Source organism: Bradyrhizobium sp. KB893862 SZCCT0404 (assembly GCF_018130885.1).
In the GTDB taxonomy this organism is placed as follows: domain Bacteria; phylum Pseudomonadota; class Alphaproteobacteria; order Rhizobiales; family Xanthobacteraceae; genus Bradyrhizobium; species Bradyrhizobium stylosanthis.
Window position 1 is genome coordinate 400,784 of sequence record NZ_JAFCLT010000008.1, and the last position, 18,399, is coordinate 419,182.

Below are 18,399 nucleotides of genomic sequence, written 5' to 3' on the forward strand. Positions count from 1 at the left end.
AGTCATCACCTGCCTGTGATTAAACCTGTAACGACTTTGGAGGCGACCAATCTCCGTAGATTCCCTTACCGGGCTCGACCCGAATGTTTCGCGAATGCTTGGGGTGGTATCGGTTTGCCGTCCCAATCGCTTTCTACAGGAGGCGCTAATGGTCCAGGTCTATTTTCACTGCTCGAACCCCGAGGGCACGCTGATCGACCGCTACGGCGCCGCTGTCGCCAATCTGACCGAGGCACGCGACCGCGCCGCCCAGATCATGCACTCGATGATCCATACGCCCGGTGCCGAAGATTGGCGCGACTGGGTGATCCATGTCAGCGATGACGACGGCGAGGAGATCTTCGATCTCCCGTTCACCGCCATGCTCGGCAAGCCCCACTGAGGTCGATGTCATGCTGCTTGCTTCGCTCAGCCTGTTCCGCCAGCCCCTGACCTTCGTCGCCAGCAAATGGCAGACGCTGGTGCGGGTCGCCGGCAACCCCTACCGCCCCGAGCTGCACTACATGCGCGGGCCCGGCCCGAAATGGCGCGCCAAATATCAGGCCAGCCGGCTCGACCGCTCGCTCTGAGCGCTGCGGCTCCGCCACGCTCCTACTGATCTCTATCTTCGTCGTCATGGCCGGGCTTGTCCCGGCCATCCACGTTTTGGGGGGCCGATACGAAGACGTGGATGCCCGGGACATAGGCGAGCGTAAGCGACGCCGTCCTTCGGACGGCTGTGCCCGGGCATGACGGATGGAGAGAAGCCGCCCCCCACCTCACCTCCCCGTAAACTTCGCCTTGCGCTTCTCGACGAAGGCGGTGCGCCCTTCGATCGCATCGGCGCTTTTCCGGATCGTGGCCTGAAGCTCGATCTCGCGGCGGAACTGGGCCTCATAGGTCGCGTGCTCGGTCTCCTCGACCAGCAGTCGGGTTGCGACCAAAGCGCGCGTCGGGCCGTCGGCCAGACGGCGCGCCAGCACCAGGGCCTCGTCCATCAGCCTGGCATCGTCGACAACCTGCCGCACCAGGCCGATCTCCCGGGCGTGCTCGGCCGTCAGCGGCTCGTTGAGCAGCATCAGCTCGAGCGCGCGCTGCCGGCCGACCAGGCGAGGCAGCAGCCAGGTCGAGCCGAGATCGGGCACCAGCGCGATGCGGCTGAACACCTGGATGAAGCTGGCCGAGCGCGCTGCGACAATCATGTCGCCGGCCATCGCGAGGCTGAAGCCTCCGCCGGCCGCCACCCCGTTGACGGCGACGACCACGGGCATACGGCATTCGCGGAGCGCCTTGAAGGCCGGCCAGTAGAACCGCATCACGCCGGCGGCGATGTCCTCGCCGAGCGCCTCGGACGCCTTCAAATTCTGTCCTGAGCAAAATCCACGCCCCTCGCCCGTCAGGATCAGCGCGCGGACGCTCTCGTCGGCGGTCATCCCGGCGATGGCGTCGGCGAGCGCGCCGAGCAGGTCCGGCGTCATCGCGTTCAGGCTCGCGGGCTCATCGAGCGTCAGGATTCCGACCGCCCCATCCCGCGCCTGTTTCACACCTGCCATGTCGCGCCTCCCTTTGTTCTCGTTGGCGGCAATGTGCCATTCTTCACGCTCCCCGCCAATTGCGCCGGCGCGCAGCGCAGCCAACACAGACATCCACACGGAACATCAAGCGACATCATGCCTCATCAGTTCAGCCTCAACCAAACCGTCCGCAAACCCGCCGTCACGTCCAAGGGCGGCATCGTCGCCTCGCAATCGCGGCGGGCGGCCGAGGTGGGAGCGCAGGTGCTGGCGGCGGGCGGCGACTGCGTGGACGCGATCGTCGCAACCACCATGGCGCTGAACGTGCTGGAGCCCTGGAACAGCGGCATCGGCGGCGGCGGGGCGATGGTGCTCTACCGCGCCAAGGAAAATCGCACCGAGGTGATCGACTACGGGATGTGTGCGCCGCAAAGCTTGCGCGTCGCCGATTATCCGCTCAGCGGCGAGGGCGCCGCCTCCGATCTCTTCCCCTGGCCGCGGGTCAAGGGCGATCGCAACATTCACGGCCCCGGCTCGATCGCCGTGCCCGGTGTCGTCGCGGGGATGGAAGAGGTGCATCGCCGCTACGCCAAAATACCGTGGAAGGATCTGGTCGCGCCGGCCGTCGCGCTCGCCGGCGAAGGCCTGCTGGTCGATTGGTGGACCACGGTGACGATCTCGGGCTCGGCCGCCGATCTCAGGCGCTATCCCGCGAGCGCCGCGGCGTTCCTGAAGGACGGGCTGCCGCCCAGCGCGCCATGGGGCGTCAAGGCCGAGACGCGGCTGCCGCAGGACACGCTGAAGGCGACGCTGTCGCATCTCGCCGAGGCCGGACCGCGCGATTTCTATCAGGGTGATCTCGCCAGGAGCATCGCCTCCGACGTCAAGGCCGATGGCGGCTCGCTGTCGGTCGAGGACCTCGCCGCGTTCCGCGCGCATTCGCGCGAGCCGCTGGCGATCCCCTATCGCGACGGCAAGGTCTATGCGACACCCGAGCTCACGGCCGGGCCCACCATGGCGCACGCGCTGCGCCTGTTGCAGCAGGCATGGAAGCCGGGGAGCGCGCCGGATGCGGCCGCCTATGTCGAATATGCGCTCGCCCTGCAAGCGGCCTTCCGCGAGCGGCTGAAGGACATGGGCGATGCCGACGGCAAGCGCTCGCTCGGCGCCGAATATCTGGCGCCGGCCTGCACCACGCATTTCTCCGTGGTCGACCGCCACGGCAACATCGCGGCGGTGACGCAGACGCTGCTGTCGTCGTTCGGCTCAAAATATGTGACGCCACACACCGGCATCGCCATGAACAACGGCATCATGTGGTTCGACCCGACGCCGGGAACCACCAATTCGCTCGCCCCCGGCAAGCGCTGCCTCTGCAACTACACGCCTGTCATCGCGGAGACGAAGAACGGCAAGCGCCTCGCCGTCGGCGCCTCCGGCGGCCGCCGCATCCTGCCGTCGGTGATGCAGCTGGTGTCGTTCGCGATGGATTACGGCATGGACCTCGATACTGCGATCCACCAGCCGCGCATCGATGCCAGCGAAGGCGCGGTGGTGATCGGCGATGCTCGTCTACCCGAGGAGGTGCGCAAGACGCTGGCCACGCGCTTCGACTATGAAGAGAGTCGCGTGCAGGCGCTGCCGCAAAAATTCGCCTGCCCGAGCGTGGTGATGCGGGACGGCGACATCAACTCCGGCGCGGTCGAGATCTTCCAGCCCTGGGCCGACGCAGTGGCCGAATCCTGAGCGCCACGACTCCTCCGCATTTGCGCGCGACACCGCGATCGATGTCGGTTCGTCGAACGGACAGATGCGTGCCTAACAAGAGAGGATTTTCGATGAAGAAGCTCGCCCTCGCCGCAACGGTGATCGTCGCCGCCGGCCTGACGATGCCCGGCGTGGCCCTCGCCAAAGGCGGCCATGGTCACGGCCACGGACATGGTCATGGCCATCATGGCGGATACCACGGCCATCGCCATGGCACCCCGCCGGGATGGCATCATGGACGCAAGGTCGGCTGGCGGGGTCACGGGTGCCCGCCCGGCCTGTGGAAACAGGGCCGCTGCTGACGCGGAGCAGCCATCTTGACGAGGCGCCGCCCATCACGAGGCGGCGCCTTTTTAAATGCCCAGCCGGTCGCGCACGCGGCCCGCGATCACGGCCGTCGTGACACCCACGGGCCAGAACGCGTGTATCGGGATCGGGTTGATACCCGTGATCGGCATGTCGAGCTCGGCCTTGGCGCCGCCGATCAGCCGGCGCGCGAGCTGCGTGCCCATCGCGGTCGAAAGCGCAACGCCGCGGCCGTTGCAGCCGAGCGAGATCAGGACGCTCTCCGCGGGCTCGTGCACATGCGGATAGTGGTCTTTGGTGATCGCGAGGCGGCTGTTCCAGCCATGGGTCCACGACACGCCCTTGAGCTGGGGCCACAGCCGCTCCGCATAGCGCATGAGATAGGCGACGTCGTTCGGCGAGTTGATCCAGCGCATCGGGCCGCGGCCGCCCATCAGGAGGCGGTTCTGCTGGTCGATGCGGTAATAGACGGTGATGTGGCCGCTCTCGTAGAGCACCGGCCGCGTCGGCATGATCGAACGCGCAATCTCGTCCGACAGCGGCACGGTGGCGGCGATCGAGGAGAACACCGGCACGATGGTGCGGCGAAGCGCGGGCCAGAGATCGTCGGTAAAACCGTTGGTGGCGAGCAGCACCTTGTCTGCGTGGACGACCGCACGCGGCGTCTCGATGCGCCAGCGGCTGCCGTCGCGGCGCAATGACAGCGCGGGCGTCTCGCCATGAACTTTCGCGCCGGCCGAGATCGCAGCGCGCGCGAGACCACGGGCGTAGCTCAGGGGATGCAGGTCGCCGCCGCGCGTGTCGAACATGGCGCCGATGTAGCGGTCGGAGCCGGTCATCTCGCGCAGCTGCTCGCGGTTGAGGTACGACACCGGCATGCCGCGACGGATGCATTGCTGCGCCGTCTTCTCGATCGCGGCGGCGCTGGCCTCGTTATAGGCCGCGCGCAGCGTGCCGCCCTGCCGCGCTTCGCAGGGGATCTGGTAGCGGCGGATCAGGTCGTGGGTGAAGTTCGTGGTGCCGTAGGAGAATTCGATCATGCGGCGGCCGAGCTCGGGACCGAAGTCCGCCTCGATCTGATCAGGATCGTGCTTCAGCCCGGGATTGGTGTGGCCGCCATTGTTGCCGGACGCGCCCCAACCCGGTTCCTGCGCCTCCAGCACCAGCGCCTCGACGCCCTGCTCGGCCAGATGCAATGCGGTGGAGAGCCCAGTATAGCCGCCGCCGACGATCGCGACGGAGACGGTCTTGTCGGTATCGAGCGGTGGCGTCGCCACCGGCGCGACGGCGGTGTCGGCATAGAGCGAAGGCGGCAGCGGCAGGCGCGTCATTGCAAGACCCGGTCAGAGCGGATGCAGCACGCGGCGCAGGAAGTCCTGCGTGCGCGGATGCTGGGGTTGGTTGAGCAGCGCCTTGGCCGGGCCCTGCTCGACGATCACGCCGCCGTCGATGAACAGCACGCGGTCGGCGACGTCGCGGGCAAAGCCCATCTCGTGGGTGACGACGACCATGGTCATGCCGTCGTCGGCGAGCTTGCGCATCACGCCGAGCACGTCGCCGACGAGCTCGGGATCGAGCGCCGAGGTCGGCTCGTCGAACAGGATCGCCTTGGGCTGCATCGCCAGCGCCCGCGCGATCGCGACGCGCTGCTGCTGGCCGCCGGACAGCTGCGGCGGATGCGCATCGGCCTTCTCGGCGAGCCCGACCTGGGCGAGCAGCGCGCGGCCGCGTTCCAGCACCTGGGCACGCGGCTCCTTCTTCACGAACAGCGGACCTTCGACCACGTTCTCCAGCACCGTCCGGTGCGGAAACAGGTTGAAACGCTGGAACACCATCGAGACCTGGGTGCGGATGTTCACGATCGACGGCGCGTCGCGGTCGACCTTCAGGCCCTCGACGCTGATCTCGCCGCGATCGTAGCTCTCGAGCCCGTTGATGCAGCGCAGGATGGTGGACTTGCCCGAGCCCGACGGCCCGATGATGCAGACCACCTCGCCCTTCTGGACAGAGGCCGTGATGCCCTTGAGCACCTCGTTCTGGCCAAAACTCTTGTGGACGTCACTGAGCTCGATCATTTCTTGCCCGCCCGCTTCTCGAAATGACGGACCAGCAGGATCAGCGGAATGCTCATGGTCAGATACATCAGCGCCACCAGCGTGAACACGCTGGTGTTCTTGAAGGTCGAGGACGCGATCAGCTTGCCCTGCAGCGCGAGCTCGGCCACCGTGATAGTCGAGGCCTGCGAGGAATCCTTCAGCATCATGATCATGACGTTGCCATAGGGCGGCAGCACGATGCGCACCGCCTGCGGCAGCACCACGCGGCGCATGGTGAGCCACCAGCCCATGCCGATCGACTGCGCCGCCTCGATCTGCCCCTTGTCGATGGCCTCGATGCCGGCGCGGAAGTTTTCGGCCTGATAGGCCGAATAGGCGATGCCGAGGCCGAGGATCGCGGCCTGCAAAGCGCTGAGCGTGACGCCGAGATCAGGCATCACGAAGTAAAGGTAGAACAGCAGCACGATGATCGGGATGCCGCGGATGACGTTGATCAGGCTGGCGCTGAGCATCGACAGCGCCTTGATGCCGGAGACCCGCATCATCGCCCAGATCAGGCCGAGCACCGTCGAGAGCAGCAGCGAGCCGATCGTGACGACGATCGTCAGCGCGACGCCGTTCATCAGGATCGGGAAGAACTCGACGGCGTCGTGCCAGAAGCCTTTCATCGGACAGCCTGCGACGAACCGTTATCAGCCCTGAGCCTTCAGGCCCCATTTATCGAGGATCTTGTCGATGGTGCCGTTGGCCTTGAGCTTGGCGAGCGAGGCATTGATCTTGCCGAGCAGCGCGGTCTCGCCCTTGCGCACGCCGATGCCGACCGAGCCCACGGTCATGGGCTTGTAGCCGTCCACGAGGCGCACTTCGGGGAAACCGCCCTGCTTCAGATTGTAGGCCAGGATCGGATAGTCGGCGTAGCCGGCCTTGAGGCGGCCGGTGTTCACGTCGCGCAGGATGTCGGGAATGGTGTCGTAGGCCTTCACGTCCGCGAACAGGCCGGTCTTTTTCAGCGCGTCGACGAAGGCGGTGCCGACTTGCGCGCCCACGGTCTCGCCCTTCAGATCGTCCTGCGTGGCATAGGCCTTGGTGTCGCTCTTCGGCACGACGAGACCTTCGCCATAGGTGTAGATGGGATCGGAGAAATCGACGACCTCCTTGCGCGGCGCGGTGATGAACATCGCGGCGGCGATGATGTCGATCTTGCTCGACGTCAGCGAGGGGATCAGCGCCGAGAACTGCATCGGCTCGATCTGCACGTTGAAGCCGGCATCCTTGCCGACTTCGGTGACGAGGTCGACCATGATGCCCTGGATGCTGTTGGTCTTGGTGTCGAGGAAGGTGAAGGGAATGCCCGTCGGCGTCGAGCCGACCTTCAGCACCTGCTGCGCCGACGCCGGCGCCACGGCTGCAATTGCGAGCGCCGCGACCGCGGCCAGACCAAAACGCTTCATCGCATCCCCCTTTGGGCTTGGCCGATGGCGGCGCTCGGGCAAAGTCGTGATCAGACGTTGCGGGCCAAGCCGTTTCGGCCTATTTTCACCAATATGAAAATTTGGTCACACTTTCGCGGCCGATGCAAGCGGTTTTCATGCACATGAAGGAAGCGGTTTGACGTGAGCGGTGGCAAAAGAATGCGCAAACCGGCCGCCGCAAAGCCGGTCAGGAAGGCCGAGAACGGCAACAAGAGCGGTAACAGGAACGGCAAGAAGGCTACCGTGAAGCCGACGGAGCCCGCAATGGACGTCGCGGTCGGCCGCCGCATCAGGGACCTCCGGCGCGTCAGGCAATTCTCGCTGGAAACGGTCGCTTCGCGCACGGACCTCTCGATCGGCTTCCTCAGCCAGATCGAGCGCGGCCTGTCGTCACCATCGCTGCGCGTGCTGGCAACGCTCGCCGACGTGCTCGGCGTCGGCATCGCCGCGCTGTTCGGCGCGAGCCCGAGCGCCGACGGCGCTTCGGACCAGGTCGTGACGCGCGGGCTGCAGCGGCCCGAGTTGAAACTCTGGCGCACCGGCGTGTCGAAGCAATTGCTGAGCCCGGCGAGTACCGACAACAAGCTCAATTTGTTCCTGGTGCATCTGGAGCCCGGCGGCTCCACCGGCGACGAGCTCTACACCCATGACGGCGAGGAAGCCGGCCTCGTGCTCGAAGGCGAGATGATGCTGACTGTGGACAGCGAGACATGGTCGCTGAAGACGGGCGACAGCTTTCGGTTTGCCAGCCGAAGGCCGCACCGGTTTTCCAATCCGGCGAACGATGCGAAGGCCGTGGTGCTGTGGGTGAACTGCGTGACGGGGGCGTAGCACTTTCCGTCCACGCGCACACTCCCAGCCCCGTCATCCTGAGGTGCGAGTGGCGCGCTGCAAAGGCATCGCGCCGGGAGCCTCGAAGGATGTACGGCCCCGATGCAGCCGCGCCGTCGCCCTTCGAGGCTCGCCACGCGGCGCGTTGCGCCGCGCAGCTCACGCCTCAGGGTGACGGTGATAGATTTGGATGCGCGGCTGCTTCCACACCGTCATTGCGAGCGAAGCGAAGCAATCCAGACCTTCGCCGTGGAGGCATTCTGGATTGCTTCGTCGCTTTGCTCCTCGCAATGACGAGGGGATAGAGTCTTACCCAAACCGATACTTGTACCGATCCACCGACAGCGCACTGACATCGATGTCCGGCTTCTTGCCGGACAGCATGTCGGCGAGCACGCGGCCCGAACCGCAGGACATGGTCCAGCCGAGCGTGCCGTGGCCGGTGTTGAGGTGGAGATTGGCGTATTGCGTCGGGCCGATCACGGGCGGTCCGTCCGGCGTCATCGGGCGCAGGCCGCTCCAGAAGGTGGCCTTGGACAGATCGCCGCCGCGCGGGAAGAGATCGGTCAGCGAGTGATCCAGCGTGGCGCGGCGGGCATCGTACAGCTTGCTCGAATAGCCCGAGATTTCGGCGGTACCGCCGACGCGGATGCGATTGCCGAGGCGGGTGATCGCGACCTTGTAGCTCTCGTCCATCACGGTCGATTCCGGCGCGCCCGAGGCGTCCTTGATCGGCACCGTGATCGAATAGCCCTTCACCGGATAGACCGGCAGCGAGATGCCGAGCGGAGCTGCAACGCGCGACGACCAGCTTCCGAGCGCGAGCACGTAGGCGTCCGCCTGCAACGTGCCGGCGCTGGTCACGACACCGCTGACGCCCGCGCCGTCGGTGACGATGCGGTCGATGCCGGTATTGAACATGAAGCGCACGCCGAGCGCCTCGGCATGCTTGGCCAGCGCCTGCGTGAACATGTGGCAGTCACCGGTCTCGTCCTGCGGCAGGCGCAGCCCGCCGGCGAACTTCTCCTTCACGCCGGCGAGCGCCGGCTCGACCGCGATGCAGCCCTCGCGGCTCAGCACCTCGAAGGGCACGCCATATTGCTTGAGCACGGCGATATCCTCGCCGGTGCCATCGAGCTGGGACTGGTAGCGGAACAGCTGCAGCGTGCCCTGCGAGCGCTCGTCATATTGGATGCCGATGTCGCGGCGCAGATCGCGCAGGCAGTCGCGGCTGTATTCCGCGATCGGGATCATCCGGCTCTTGTTGACCGCGTAGCGCTCGCTGGTGCAGTTGCGCAGCATCTTGAGCAGCCAGACCCACATGACGGGATCGAGCTTCGGCCGGATCACCAGCGGGCCGTGCTTCATCAGCAGCCACTTGACCGCCTTCACCGGCACGCCGGGGCCGGCCCAGGGCGAGGAATAGCCGGGCGACACTTCGCCGGCATTGGCAAAGGAGGTCTCAAGCGCCGGTTCGGGCTGACGGTCGACGACCGTCACCTCGTGGCCGGCACGTGCGAGGTAGTAGGCAGAGGTGACACCGATGACACCGCTGCCGAGGATCAGAACTTTCACGCTTGGTCAAACTCCCGCGGCATCACGCTCGCCGCTGCAAGGAAACAACTCGCAACGGCGAGAGCAATTATCAGGCCACCTTCTTGATGGCGTCGCCGAGGATCGAGACCATCTGGTCGATATGGCTCTTCTCGACGATGAGCGGAGGCGACATCGCGAAGCTGTCGCCGCTCATGCGCAAATAAAGGCCGGTGTTGAAGCAGTCGACCATCACGTCGTAGCCGCGCGCGCCGACGATGCCGTCGCGCGGCGCCAGCTCGACCGCGCCCATCAGGCCGCAATTGCGGATGTCGACGACGTTCGGCAGGCCCTTGAGCTGATGCAGCGCATCGCGCCAGTATTCGGCCATCGAGGCACCGCGCGTCAGCAGGCCCTCGTCCTTGTAGATGTCGAGCGTCGCGATGCCCGCGGCGCAGGCGGTCGGATGCGCGGAGTAAGTGTAGCCGTGGAACAGCTCCATCGCGTTCTCGGGGCCAACCATCATGCCGTCATGCACCTTGCGGCTCGCGAACACCGCGCCGCAGGGGATGGTGCCGTTGGTGATGCCCTTGGCCGTCGTCATCAGGTCCGGCGTGACGCCGAAGAAGTTGGCGGCGAACGGCGTGCCGAGGCGGCCGAAGCCGGTGATGACCTCGTCGAAGATCAGCAGGATGCCGTGCTTGTCGCAGATCTCGCGCAGGCGCTGCAGATAGCCCTTCGGCGGCGGCAGCACCGCGGTCGAACCCGGCACCGGCTCGACGATGACGGCGGCGATGGTCTCGGCGCCGTGCAGGCCGACCAGACGCTCGAGATCGTCGGCGAGTTCGGCGCCGTGCTCGGGCTGGTCCTTGGCGAAGGCGTTACGGGAGAGATCATGGGTGTGGCGGATGTGGTCGACGCCCGGCAGCAGGGTCGCAAAGGCGCGGCGGTTGGCGACCATGCCGCCGACCGAGGTGCCGCCGAAGCCGACGCCGTGATAGCCGCGTTCGCGGCCGATCAGGCGGGTGCGGCTCGACTGGCCGTTGGCGCGATGATAGGCGAGCGCGATCTTCAGCGCGGTATCGACCGATTCAGAGCCGGAGTTGGTGAAGAAGATGCGATCGAGGCCTTTGGGCGCGATCTCGGCAAGGCGCTCGGCGAAGTCGAAGGCCAGCGGATGGCCCATCTGGAAGGTCGGCGCGAAGTCCAGCGTCATGAGCTGGCGCTCGACCGCGGCGGCGATCTGCTTGCGGCCGTGGCCGGCATTGACGCACCAGAGGCCGGCGGAGCCGTCGATCACCTTGCGGCCGTCGACGGTGGTGTAGTGCATGCCCTCGGCCGAGGAGAACAGGCGCGGCGCCTTCTTGAACTGCCGGTTGGCCGTGAACGGCATCCAGAACGAGTCGGTCTTGATAGTGTTCGGAATCTGATGAAGGGTCACGGCCGCGCTCCTTTGCTGACCCGCTAGCAGAGCCACGGCTTGGAAACCGCAACAAGTCCTTTTCTGGTGACCTGCAAACCATTGATTTTGCTAGGGCAGCCGGTCCATATTTGCGCGATCCGCAACACCTGCAACACGGGACCCCAGGCTATGAGCGTCGACATCGGTGGACGGCTGCGATTCATCCGGGCGCGCCACAAGCTGTCGCAGCGCGAGCTCGCCAAGCGCGCCGGCGTCACCAACTCGACGATCTCGTTGATCGAATCCAACCAGATGAACCCGTCGGTCGGCGCGCTCAAGCGCATCCTCGACGGCATCCCGATGGGGCTCGCCGAGTTCTTCGCTCTGGAGCCGGGGTCCAGGCGCAAGATCTTCTACCGCGCGGAGGAGCTGACCGAGGTCGGCAAGAAACCGATCTCCTATCGGCAGATCGGCGACAATCTGTTCGGACGCAGCCTGCAGATCCTGAAAGAGCGTTACGAGCCCGGCAGCGACACCGGGCGCGTGCATCTCGTCCATGACGGCGAGGAAGGCGGTATCGTGATCTCCGGCAAGCTCGAAGTTACCGTCGAGGACGAGCGCCGCATCCTCAATCCCGGCGACGCCTATTATTTCGAGAGCCGCAGGCCGCATCGTTTCCGCTGTGTCGGCGGCAAGGCTTGCGAGGTGATCTCGGCGTGCACGCCGCCGACGTTCTGACGCGGTCATTCGCCTCATCCGGGATCCTACGGAGTGCCCCGGTGTCTTACGGAGCTTGAGGCATCTCAATTTCCGCGCGCCGGTCCTCTATATGATGCGAGCCGTAGCCGAGAGACATTCCGGCGCCGCTTCTTAACAGGGCCCGCAGATGAAGATCACGCTCGCCAATGCCGAGGCTGCGCTCGACGAAGTGCAGCGCGATGCCGACAAGCTCCATTCGCGCGAGCTGCGCAAGGTCATCGCCGAGTACATCGAGACACAGCGCGAGGCGCTGAAGGCGATCCGCAAGAAATTGCACTAGCAGAACGCGGCGGAGCGAGACGAGCTCGCCCCGCCTTGCCCCACTCAGCGCTGCGTCAGCAACTCCTCGATCTTGATCGGGAAGCGGCGCACGCGCACGCCGGTCGCATGCCATACCGCGTTGGCGACCGCGCCGGCGCTGCCGGTGATGCCGATCTCGCCGACGCCCTTGATGCCGAGCGCATTCACATGCGGGTCGTGCTCCTCGACCGTGATCACGTCGAGCGGCGGCACGTCGGCATTCACCGGAATGTGGTACTCGCCGAGATTGGCATTCATGATCCGCCCGCTGCGGCGATCGGTGACGGCTTCCTCGTGCAGCGCGAAGGACATGCCCCAGATCATGCCGCCGAACAGCTGGCTCTTCACCAGATGCGGGTTGACGATGCGTCCTGCGGCAAAGGCGCCGACCATGCGGCTGACGCGGACCTGGCCGAGTTCGGGATCGACCTTCACCTCCGCGAACACCGCGCCGTGGGCGTGCATCGCATACTCCTCCATCGCCGCCGGGTTCGGCGCACCGGTGCCGCGGGCCTCGACCTCGGCGACGCCTGCGCGCGCGAGGATCTCGGCATAGCTCTCGCTGCGGCTCTCGTCGTCACGACGGATCAGCCTGCCGTCCCGCGCGATCACGCCCGCATTGCCGGCGCCGAACAGCGGCGAGCGCTCATCACCGGTTGCGAGATCGGCGAGCTTTGCGATCACGGCCGCGCCGGCACTGTGGATCGCGGCACCTGCGGTTGCCGTATGCGCCGAGCCGCCGGCGATACCGGCATCAGGCAGATCGGATGTGCCGGCCTTGAAGTCCACGCGGTCGATATCGAGACCGACGGCATCGGCCGCGATCTGGGCAAGCGCCGTCCAGGCGCCCTGCCCCATGTCGTGCGCGCCGATCTCCATCGCGCCCGAGCCGTCGCGGCGGAGCACGGCGCGCGCCTCGGCCTGGAACATCAGCGCGGGGAACGTCGCGGTGCCCATCCCCCAGCCGACCAGAAGTCCGGCATCGTCGCGCATCTGTCGGGGCTGGAGCGAGCGCTTCGCCCAGCCGAAACGCGCTGCGCCCTGATCGTAACAGGCACGCAGCGCTTTCGAGGAGAACGGTCGTCCCGTCATCGGCTCGACCTCGGCATAGTTCTTCAGGCGGAAGGCGAGCGGGTCGATGCCGCAGGCCCAGGCCATCTCGTCGATCGCGCTCTCCAATGCGATCGAGCCCGTCGCCTCGCCCGGCGCGCGCATGAATAATGGCGTGCCGGTGTTGACGCGCACGGCATCGTGCGAGGTGCGGATCGCCGGCGCCGCATAGAGCGTGTGCGAGGCGTCGGCCGCGGGCTCGTAGAAATCGTCGAACGTGCTCGACACGGTCCTGGCGTGATGATCGAGCGCGGTCAGGCGCCCCTCGCCGTCGGCGCCGATGCGCAGCCGCTGACGCGTCGGCGCGCGATGGCCGACCGGGCCGTACATCTGCTCACGCCGCAGCACGAGCTTGACCGGCTTGCCGACAAGCTTGGCGGCCATGATGCCGAGGGTCGGCGGGCCGGACATCAGCCCCTTCGAGCCGAAGCCGCCGCCGAGGAACGGACTCCGGATGTGGATCTTGTCGGGTGAAATGCCGAACAGCTCGGCGATGCGTCCGAGCGACAGCATCAGGCCCTGGGTCGGCATGTCGACCTGCAGGCTCTCTCCGTTCCACGACGCCACGATGGCATGCGGCTCCATCGCATTGTGATATTGCGGCGGCGTCTCGTAGGTCGCGTCGATCTGCTTTTCGGCCACGGCGAGGCCCGCCTCGACATCGCCATGGGTGTTTTCAGTGGGATTGCCGACGCCGACGACCGGCGGCACGTAGCTCTCGCCGGCGTCGAGCCCGACCAGTGCGGGCTGTACCTCATATTGCGGCGCCAGGAGCGTGGCGCCTTCCGTCGCTGCTTCCAGCGTCTCGGCGATCACCACCGCGATCGGCTGGTTGGCATAGCGGACCTCGTGGCTCTGCAGCACCTCCATCCGGAATACGAACGGATTGGTCTTGATCTCCGGATCGATCGCGAGCTTCGGCTTGTGGTCGGGCGCCATGACCTCCACCACGCCGGGATGACGCTTGGCGGCCGCGACATTGAGCGAGGTCACGCGGCCGCGCGCGATGCTGGCGACGGCCATCACGGCAAACAGCATGCCGGGCGGATGATTGTCGGCGGCATAGGTCGCACGCCCCGTGACCTTGAGAACGCCGTCACGGCGGGTCAGCGGCTGGCCGATGTTCGAGCCGTGCCGCAGATGTGCGGGCGCGCTGGTGAGGTTGAGCTCAGGCATGAATGGCTCCGGACGTCGAGGCAAAGGGAGAGGCCGGCAGCGCGGGGATGCGCGCGGGCGTGCCGGCAGCGGCAAGGGTCAGCGCGCGCACGACGATGCGGCGCGCCAGCTCGATCTTGAAGGCGTTGTCCCCGGACGGTTTTGCGTCGGTGAGCGCGCGCCAGGCGGCCTCCTGGAATGCGTCGGCCGTGGGCGCGACGTTTCTGAGAACGTCCTCCGCGGCGCGGCCGCGCCAGGGCTTTGCGGCAACGCCGCCGAGCGCAAGCCGCGCTTCGGCGATCTTGCCGTTCTCGATCCGCAACGCTGCCGCCGCCGAGACGACGGCGAAAGCATATGACGTGCGCTCGCGAACCTTGAGGTAACGCGCATGCGTTGCAAAGCCACGCGCTGCGGCCGGCAGGCGCACGGCAACAATGAGATCGCCGGGCTCGAGCGCGGATTCACGCTCGGGCGTCTGGCCGGGCAGCCGGTGCAGCTCCTCCAGCGCGATCTCCCGGCGGCCGTTCCGGCCCTCGATCTCGACGACGGCATCGAGCGCGACCAGCGGCACGCAGAAATCGGAGGGGTGCGTGGCGATGCAGCTCTCGCTCCAGCCGAGCACGGCATGGCCGCGGTTCTCGCCATCGCGGGCGTCGCAGCCGCTGCCGGGCTCGCGCTTGTTGCAGCGGCTGGCGGTGTCGTAGAAATACGCGCAGCGCGTCCGCTGCAGCAGATTGCCGCCGACGGTCGCGGCGTTGCGCAGTTGCGCGGATGCGCCTGACAGCAGCGCTTCGGCCACGGCCGGATAGGACTTGGCGAAGTTTACGTCATGCGCGAGATCGGCATTGCTGACCAGCGCGCCGATGCGCAACGATCCGTCGGCGAGGGTCTCGATCTGATCGAGCCCGTGAAGATGCGTGACGTCGACCAGGCGATCTGGACGGCTGACGCCGCCCTTCATCAGATCGAGCAAATTGGTGCCGGCGGCAAGATAGACGGCGCCCGGCTGCGCGGCGGCGGCGACCGCGTCCGCGACCGTGGCGGGCCTGACATAATCGAACTGTTTCATGCGGAGCGCCTCTGGTTGGTCTCATCCATGCGTCCTTGCGCGTCCTGCACGGCATCGACGATGCCGGCATAAGCGCCGCAGCGGCACAGATTGCCGCTCATGCATTCGCGGATGCGCTCGGGATCGTTGCCGGCCTGGGCTTCCTGCATCATGCCGATCGCGCTCATGATCTGGCCGGGCGTGCAGAAGCCGCACTGGAAGCCGTCATGGGCGATGAACGCCGCCTGCACCGGATGAAGCTGGTCGCCGCGCCCAACGCCTTCGATGGTGAGGATGTCGGCGCCGTCATGGCTGATGGCGAGCGCAAGGCACGAATTGATGCGCTTGCCGTCGACGAGAATGGTGCAGGCGCCGCACTGGCCGCGATCGCATCCCTTCTTGGTTCCGGTGAGATGGAGGCGCTCACGCAGGAGATCGAGCAGCGTGACGCGGGGATCGTCGAGGACGAAGTCGCGCCGTGCACCGTTCACCGTGAGGCTGATGGAGTGGTTCATACAAGGCTCCGATCAGATATGGACATGGTTCATCGTTCGGCGCGCCACCTCCGTGGCCGCCGTCGATATCGCGCCGCCCTGACGTGATCCGGGCCGGCACATCGAAGAAGATACGGAGGCACCCTCCGCTTAACAAGGGCCGCCCGGAAATATTTGGAATTCGTCAAAAGCCCGTGCGCGTACAACGCGATGCAGTGCTGCAAGGGTTCAACAAGGGTTCAATCTAACCAATTCGTGATCTACATTGCCTGATATGGACGACCACACCGACCATAGCCGAAAGCCTCGCGCCGATGCCGTGCGCAATCGCGAGCGCGTGCTGGAGGCGGCCAAGGCCGTGTTCAGCGCCGGCGGGCCCGAGGCGAGCCTGGAAGCCGTGGCGAAACGCGCCGGCGTCGGCATCGGCACGCTCTACCGGCATTTTCCGACGCGCGAGGATCTGTTCGAGGCGGTGTACCGGCGCGAGGTCGAGCAGCTCAGCGAGCTCGCCGAGCAATTGAAGAATGCGAAGGATCCGGTCGACGCGCTCAGGCGCTGGCTGAATTCCACGGTCGAGTTCGTAGCCACCAAGAAAGGCATGTCGGCCGCGCTGGCGCTGACGTTCCAGAGCACGTCGGAGCTCGCCGCCTTTTCGATGGACCGGCTGACCAAGGCGATCGGCTCGCTGCTCGAGCGCGCGGTTGCAGCCGGCGAGATGCGCGGCGATATCAGCCCGGAGGATCTGCTCAGGGCCTTGATCGGCATGTGCTACATGCACGATCAGCCCGGCTGGCAGTCGTCCGTGCTGCGGATGCTCGACGTGTTCGTCGACGGTTTGCGGGTGCAGCCGGCGGGCAAGCCCAAAGCTCGCCCCGCGGCGAAGCCCGCCAAGCCCGCGGTGAAACGAAAGCGATAGCCCGCCCGTATGTCCGATGGGGCGTGCTAGGATCGGCCCCGCCGGGATCTCAACGCGGAGCCTGCCATGCGCATTGCCACCCTGCTCGTCGCCCTCAGCGTCGCTCTCATCGGCCTTTCAGCACGCGCCGACGAGGTCGCGACCGCACAGGCCGTCATCCGCGCCCAGGAGCAGGCCTTCGTGCGCGACGATGCGAGCGCCGCCTATTCCTACGCCGCCCCCGCGATCAAGGAGATCTTTCCCGCGCCTGAGATCTTCATGTCGATGGTGCAGAACGGCTACGCACCGGTCTATCGCCACAAGAGCTTTGAATTCGGCGAGAGCAAGGTCGAAGGCAGCTGGATCGCACAGCGCGTCCACATCGTCGATGCCAATGGCGAAGCCTGGGAGGCGCTCTACACGCTCGAGCAGCAGGCCGACGGCAGCTACAAGATCACCGGCTGCACGCTGCTGAAGGCCGGACAGGCGGTCTAAGTCGCAAAACCCGGCCCGGCTCTGACCGAGCCCATCCGCGAGCGGATCAGCAGCAGCACGACGATGCCGATGTTGAGCGCGTTCCAAGCGACGCCGTTGGCGAAGGCCGCGCCGTAGGAGCCGGTGGCATCGAAGATCACGCCCGACACCCAGCCGCCGAACGACATGCCGAACACGGAGGCGAAGATCACGATGCCGACGCGGGTTGCGGCCTCCCTGGCCGGCATCGCCTCGCGCACGATGATCGCGTAGCTCGGCACGATGCCGCCCTGGAACAGGCCGAACATCGCCGAGATGATGTAAAGCGAGGCGAGGCTGTCGAAGAACAGGTAGAACACAAGCGCAAACCCTTGCGCCAGCGATCCGACCAGCAGCGTGGGGATGCCGCCGATCTTGTCGGCGAGATAACCCGAACCGATCCGGCTGACGATACCGCAGGCCATCATCAGCGACAGCATCTCGGCACCGCGCGCCACGCCATAGCCGAGGTCGCCGCAATAGGCGACGATATGCACCTGCGGCATCGCCATGGCGACGCAGCAGGAGATGCTGGCGATCGAGAGCAGCACGGTCAGCGTGTTGGTCGAGAGCTTGAGATCGACCCGCGGCGGCGGCGCCTTGGCATGGTCGTGCACCGTGTCATTGCCGATCTGCGCGCGCAGGACCAGAACCAGGACCGTCATCAGCACCACGCAGACGATGCCGATGCCGATATGGGTGTGGCGCCAGCCGATCGACTGCATGCCGAAGTTCACGATCGGCGGCCACATCGTGCCGGCGACATAATTGCCGCTGGCGACGATGGTCACGGCAAGCCCGCGATAGCGCTCGAACCAGTGCGAGGCCTCCGCCATCAGCGGCGCGAAGGTCGCGGACGTGCCGAGCCCGATCAGGAAATAGGCCGCGATGAACTGCCAGAGCTGCGTCGACAGCCCGGCCAGCGTGTTGGCGATGCCGAGGAAGACGATGCTGATCGCCATGGCCCGCACGATGCCGAACCGGTCCGTGATCTTGCCGGCAATCACGCCGCCGAGCCCGAAGCCGAACATCATGAGGGTAAAGGCCAGCGACACCGCGCCGCGCGTGGCGGCGAACTCGGCCTGCACCGCGGGAATCATCACGACGATCGCCCACATGCCGACGCCGCCGATCGAACCGATCACCAGCGCAATGACAAGCCGCATCCAGGCCTGACGGGAATCAGGGCTGAAGGAATCTGGTGTTTGTCCGGGATGAATTGGCGCGTGCACGGAGCGGAACATGGCCCGCGGATCACCACACG

Annotated in this window: 20 protein-coding genes; 9 read left to right on the forward strand and 11 right to left on the reverse strand. The window is 66.3% G+C overall.

Going from position 1 to position 18,399, the window contains the following annotated elements; translation table 11 throughout:
* Window positions 1-148 precede the first annotated feature (148 nt).
* Both JQ617_RS29495 and JQ617_RS29500 read left to right on the forward strand, forming a co-directional pair.
* Window positions 149-382: a DUF6894 family protein gene (locus JQ617_RS29495; protein WP_212029388.1), complete on the forward strand. Its 234-nt coding sequence runs from the start codon at window positions 149-151 to the stop codon at window positions 380-382.
* A 10-nt stretch (window positions 383-392) separates the two neighbouring features.
* A complete protein-coding gene (locus tag JQ617_RS29500; RefSeq protein ID WP_167358308.1) occupies window positions 393-569 on the forward strand; it encodes a hypothetical protein in 177 nt (58 codons plus the stop codon).
* A 189-nt stretch (window positions 570-758) separates the two neighbouring features.
* On the opposite strand, the gene JQ617_RS29505 is transcribed toward JQ617_RS29500, so the two are convergent.
* Window positions 759-1,532 carry an enoyl-CoA hydratase-related protein gene (locus tag JQ617_RS29505; protein ID WP_212029389.1) on the reverse strand — a complete coding sequence of 258 codons (774 nt, stop codon included), beginning with the start codon at window positions 1,530-1,532 and terminating at the stop codon, window positions 759-761.
* 117 nt (window positions 1,533-1,649) lie between these two features.
* Between JQ617_RS29505 and JQ617_RS29510 the strand changes: the two genes are divergently transcribed.
* Both JQ617_RS29510 and JQ617_RS29515 read left to right on the forward strand, forming a co-directional pair.
* Window positions 1,650-3,239 carry a gamma-glutamyltransferase family protein gene (locus JQ617_RS29510; protein WP_212029390.1) on the forward strand — a complete coding sequence of 530 codons (1,590 nt, stop codon included), beginning with the start codon at window positions 1,650-1,652 and terminating at the stop codon, window positions 3,237-3,239.
* Between the two features lie 68 nt (window positions 3,240-3,307).
* Window positions 3,308-3,562 carry a hypothetical protein gene (locus JQ617_RS29515; protein ID WP_212029391.1) on the forward strand — a complete coding sequence of 85 codons (255 nt, stop codon included), beginning with the start codon at window positions 3,308-3,310 and terminating at the stop codon, window positions 3,560-3,562.
* 51 nt (window positions 3,563-3,613) lie between these two features.
* Here the strand turns inward: JQ617_RS29515 and JQ617_RS29520 are convergent, their stop codons facing one another.
* The 4 genes from JQ617_RS29520 to JQ617_RS29535 are packed head-to-tail and all read right to left on the reverse strand — an operon-like array spanning window position 3,614 to window position 7,074.
* Window positions 3,614-4,897: an NAD(P)/FAD-dependent oxidoreductase gene (locus tag JQ617_RS29520; RefSeq protein ID WP_212029392.1), complete on the reverse strand. Its 1,284-nt coding sequence runs from the start codon at window positions 4,895-4,897 to the stop codon at window positions 3,614-3,616.
* A gap of 12 nt (window positions 4,898-4,909) precedes the next feature.
* A complete protein-coding gene (locus JQ617_RS29525; protein ID WP_212029393.1) occupies window positions 4,910-5,641 on the reverse strand; it encodes an amino acid ABC transporter ATP-binding protein in 732 nt (243 codons plus the stop codon).
* The gene (locus JQ617_RS29530; RefSeq protein ID WP_063692439.1) at window positions 5,638-6,291 is read right to left on the reverse strand and encodes an amino acid ABC transporter permease; all 654 of its coding nucleotides are present in this window, start codon (window positions 6,289-6,291) and stop codon (window positions 5,638-5,640) included. Before JQ617_RS29530 ends, JQ617_RS29525 begins: the two co-directional genes overlap by 4 nt.
* Window positions 6,292-6,315: 24 nt before the next feature.
* Window positions 6,316-7,074: an ABC transporter substrate-binding protein gene (locus JQ617_RS29535; RefSeq protein WP_212029394.1), complete on the reverse strand. Its 759-nt coding sequence runs from the start codon at window positions 7,072-7,074 to the stop codon at window positions 6,316-6,318.
* A 180-nt stretch (window positions 7,075-7,254) separates the two neighbouring features.
* Here JQ617_RS29535 and JQ617_RS29540 point away from each other — a divergent pair, with 180 nt between their 5' ends.
* A complete protein-coding gene (locus JQ617_RS29540; RefSeq protein WP_212029395.1) occupies window positions 7,255-7,926 on the forward strand; it encodes a helix-turn-helix domain-containing protein in 672 nt (223 codons plus the stop codon).
* 309 nt (window positions 7,927-8,235) lie between these two features.
* Here the strand turns inward: JQ617_RS29540 and JQ617_RS29545 are convergent, their stop codons facing one another.
* Entirely contained in the window at window positions 8,236-9,501 is a 1,266-nt protein-coding gene (locus tag JQ617_RS29545) for a D-amino acid dehydrogenase (protein ID WP_212029396.1), read from the reverse strand.
* Window positions 9,502-9,571: 70 nt separating this feature from the next.
* Window positions 9,572-10,900 carry an omega-aminotransferase AptA gene (aptA, locus tag JQ617_RS29550; protein ID WP_063692445.1) on the reverse strand — a complete coding sequence of 443 codons (1,329 nt, stop codon included), beginning with the start codon at window positions 10,898-10,900 and terminating at the stop codon, window positions 9,572-9,574.
* A gap of 150 nt (window positions 10,901-11,050) precedes the next feature.
* On the opposite strand from aptA, the gene JQ617_RS29555 reads away from it, so the two are divergent.
* Complete coding sequence (locus tag JQ617_RS29555; RefSeq protein ID WP_212029397.1) at window positions 11,051-11,599, forward strand: cupin domain-containing protein; 549 nt, start codon at window positions 11,051-11,053, stop codon at window positions 11,597-11,599.
* Window positions 11,600-11,747: 148 nt separating this feature from the next.
* A complete protein-coding gene (locus JQ617_RS29560) occupies window positions 11,748-11,900 on the forward strand; it encodes a hypothetical protein (protein ID WP_167358309.1) in 153 nt (50 codons plus the stop codon).
* Window positions 11,901-11,944: 44 nt separating this feature from the next.
* On the opposite strand, the gene JQ617_RS29565 is transcribed toward JQ617_RS29560, so the two are convergent.
* Genes JQ617_RS29565 through JQ617_RS29575 form a run of 3 tightly spaced genes read right to left on the reverse strand, consistent with a single transcriptional unit; the run spans window position 11,945 to window position 15,748 of the window.
* Window positions 11,945-14,206 (reverse strand): xanthine dehydrogenase family protein molybdopterin-binding subunit, encoded by a 2,262-nt coding sequence (locus JQ617_RS29565; protein ID WP_212029398.1) that lies wholly within the window; start codon window positions 14,204-14,206, stop codon window positions 11,945-11,947.
* On the reverse strand, window positions 14,199-15,254 hold the full coding sequence (locus tag JQ617_RS29570) for an FAD binding domain-containing protein (RefSeq protein ID WP_212029399.1): 1,056 nt from the start codon (window positions 15,252-15,254) through the stop codon (window positions 14,199-14,201). The genes JQ617_RS29565 and JQ617_RS29570 overlap by 8 nt, the downstream gene beginning before the upstream one ends.
* Complete coding sequence (locus JQ617_RS29575) at window positions 15,251-15,748, reverse strand: (2Fe-2S)-binding protein (protein ID WP_212029400.1); 498 nt, start codon at window positions 15,746-15,748, stop codon at window positions 15,251-15,253. Before JQ617_RS29575 ends, JQ617_RS29570 begins: the two co-directional genes overlap by 4 nt.
* Window positions 15,749-16,001: 253 nt before the next feature.
* Between JQ617_RS29575 and JQ617_RS29580 the strand changes: the two genes are divergently transcribed.
* Window positions 16,002-16,643: a TetR/AcrR family transcriptional regulator gene (locus JQ617_RS29580; RefSeq protein WP_208608631.1), complete on the forward strand. Its 642-nt coding sequence runs from the start codon at window positions 16,002-16,004 to the stop codon at window positions 16,641-16,643.
* A 66-nt stretch (window positions 16,644-16,709) separates the two neighbouring features.
* Window positions 16,710-17,117, forward strand: coding sequence for a DUF4864 domain-containing protein (locus JQ617_RS29585; RefSeq protein ID WP_212029401.1), 408 nt, complete (start codon window positions 16,710-16,712; stop codon window positions 17,115-17,117).
* Here the strand turns inward: JQ617_RS29585 and JQ617_RS29590 are convergent.
* On the reverse strand, window positions 17,114-18,379 hold the full coding sequence (locus JQ617_RS29590; protein ID WP_212029402.1) for an MFS transporter: 1,266 nt from the start codon (window positions 18,377-18,379) through the stop codon (window positions 17,114-17,116). The two genes, JQ617_RS29585 and JQ617_RS29590, sit on opposite strands and share 4 nt — an antisense overlap.
* Window positions 18,380-18,399 lie beyond the last annotated feature (20 nt).

Coding starts and splice junctions, on each gene's coding strand:
- JQ617_RS29495 (WP_212029388.1), top strand. CDS start 149: ATGGTCCAGGTCTATTTTCACTGCTCGAACCCCGAGGGCACGCTGATC.
- JQ617_RS29500 (WP_167358308.1), top strand. CDS start 393: ATGCTGCTTGCTTCGCTCAGCCTGTTCCGCCAGCCCCTGACCTTCGTC.
- JQ617_RS29505 (WP_212029389.1), bottom strand. CDS start 1,532: ATGGCAGGTGTGAAACAGGCGCGGGATGGGGCGGTCGGAATCCTGACG.
- JQ617_RS29510 (WP_212029390.1), top strand. CDS start 1,650: ATGCCTCATCAGTTCAGCCTCAACCAAACCGTCCGCAAACCCGCCGTC.
- JQ617_RS29520 (WP_212029392.1), bottom strand. CDS start 4,897: ATGACGCGCCTGCCGCTGCCGCCTTCGCTCTATGCCGACACCGCCGTC.
- JQ617_RS29525 (WP_212029393.1), bottom strand. CDS start 5,641: ATGATCGAGCTCAGTGACGTCCACAAGAGTTTTGGCCAGAACGAGGTG.
- JQ617_RS29530 (WP_063692439.1), bottom strand. CDS start 6,291: ATGAAAGGCTTCTGGCACGACGCCGTCGAGTTCTTCCCGATCCTGATG.
- JQ617_RS29535 (WP_212029394.1), bottom strand. CDS start 7,074: ATGAAGCGTTTTGGTCTGGCCGCGGTCGCGGCGCTCGCAATTGCAGCC.
- JQ617_RS29540 (WP_212029395.1), top strand. CDS start 7,255: ATGCGCAAACCGGCCGCCGCAAAGCCGGTCAGGAAGGCCGAGAACGGC.
- JQ617_RS29555 (WP_212029397.1), top strand. CDS start 11,051: ATGAGCGTCGACATCGGTGGACGGCTGCGATTCATCCGGGCGCGCCAC.
- JQ617_RS29560 (WP_167358309.1), top strand. CDS start 11,748: ATGAAGATCACGCTCGCCAATGCCGAGGCTGCGCTCGACGAAGTGCAG.
- JQ617_RS29565 (WP_212029398.1), bottom strand. CDS start 14,206: ATGCCTGAGCTCAACCTCACCAGCGCGCCCGCACATCTGCGGCACGGC.
- JQ617_RS29570 (WP_212029399.1), bottom strand. CDS start 15,254: ATGAAACAGTTCGATTATGTCAGGCCCGCCACGGTCGCGGACGCGGTC.
- JQ617_RS29575 (WP_212029400.1), bottom strand. CDS start 15,748: ATGAACCACTCCATCAGCCTCACGGTGAACGGTGCACGGCGCGACTTC.
- JQ617_RS29580 (WP_208608631.1), top strand. CDS start 16,002: ATGGACGACCACACCGACCATAGCCGAAAGCCTCGCGCCGATGCCGTG.
- JQ617_RS29585 (WP_212029401.1), top strand. CDS start 16,710: ATGCGCATTGCCACCCTGCTCGTCGCCCTCAGCGTCGCTCTCATCGGC.
- JQ617_RS29590 (WP_212029402.1), bottom strand. CDS start 18,379: ATGTTCCGCTCCGTGCACGCGCCAATTCATCCCGGACAAACACCAGAT.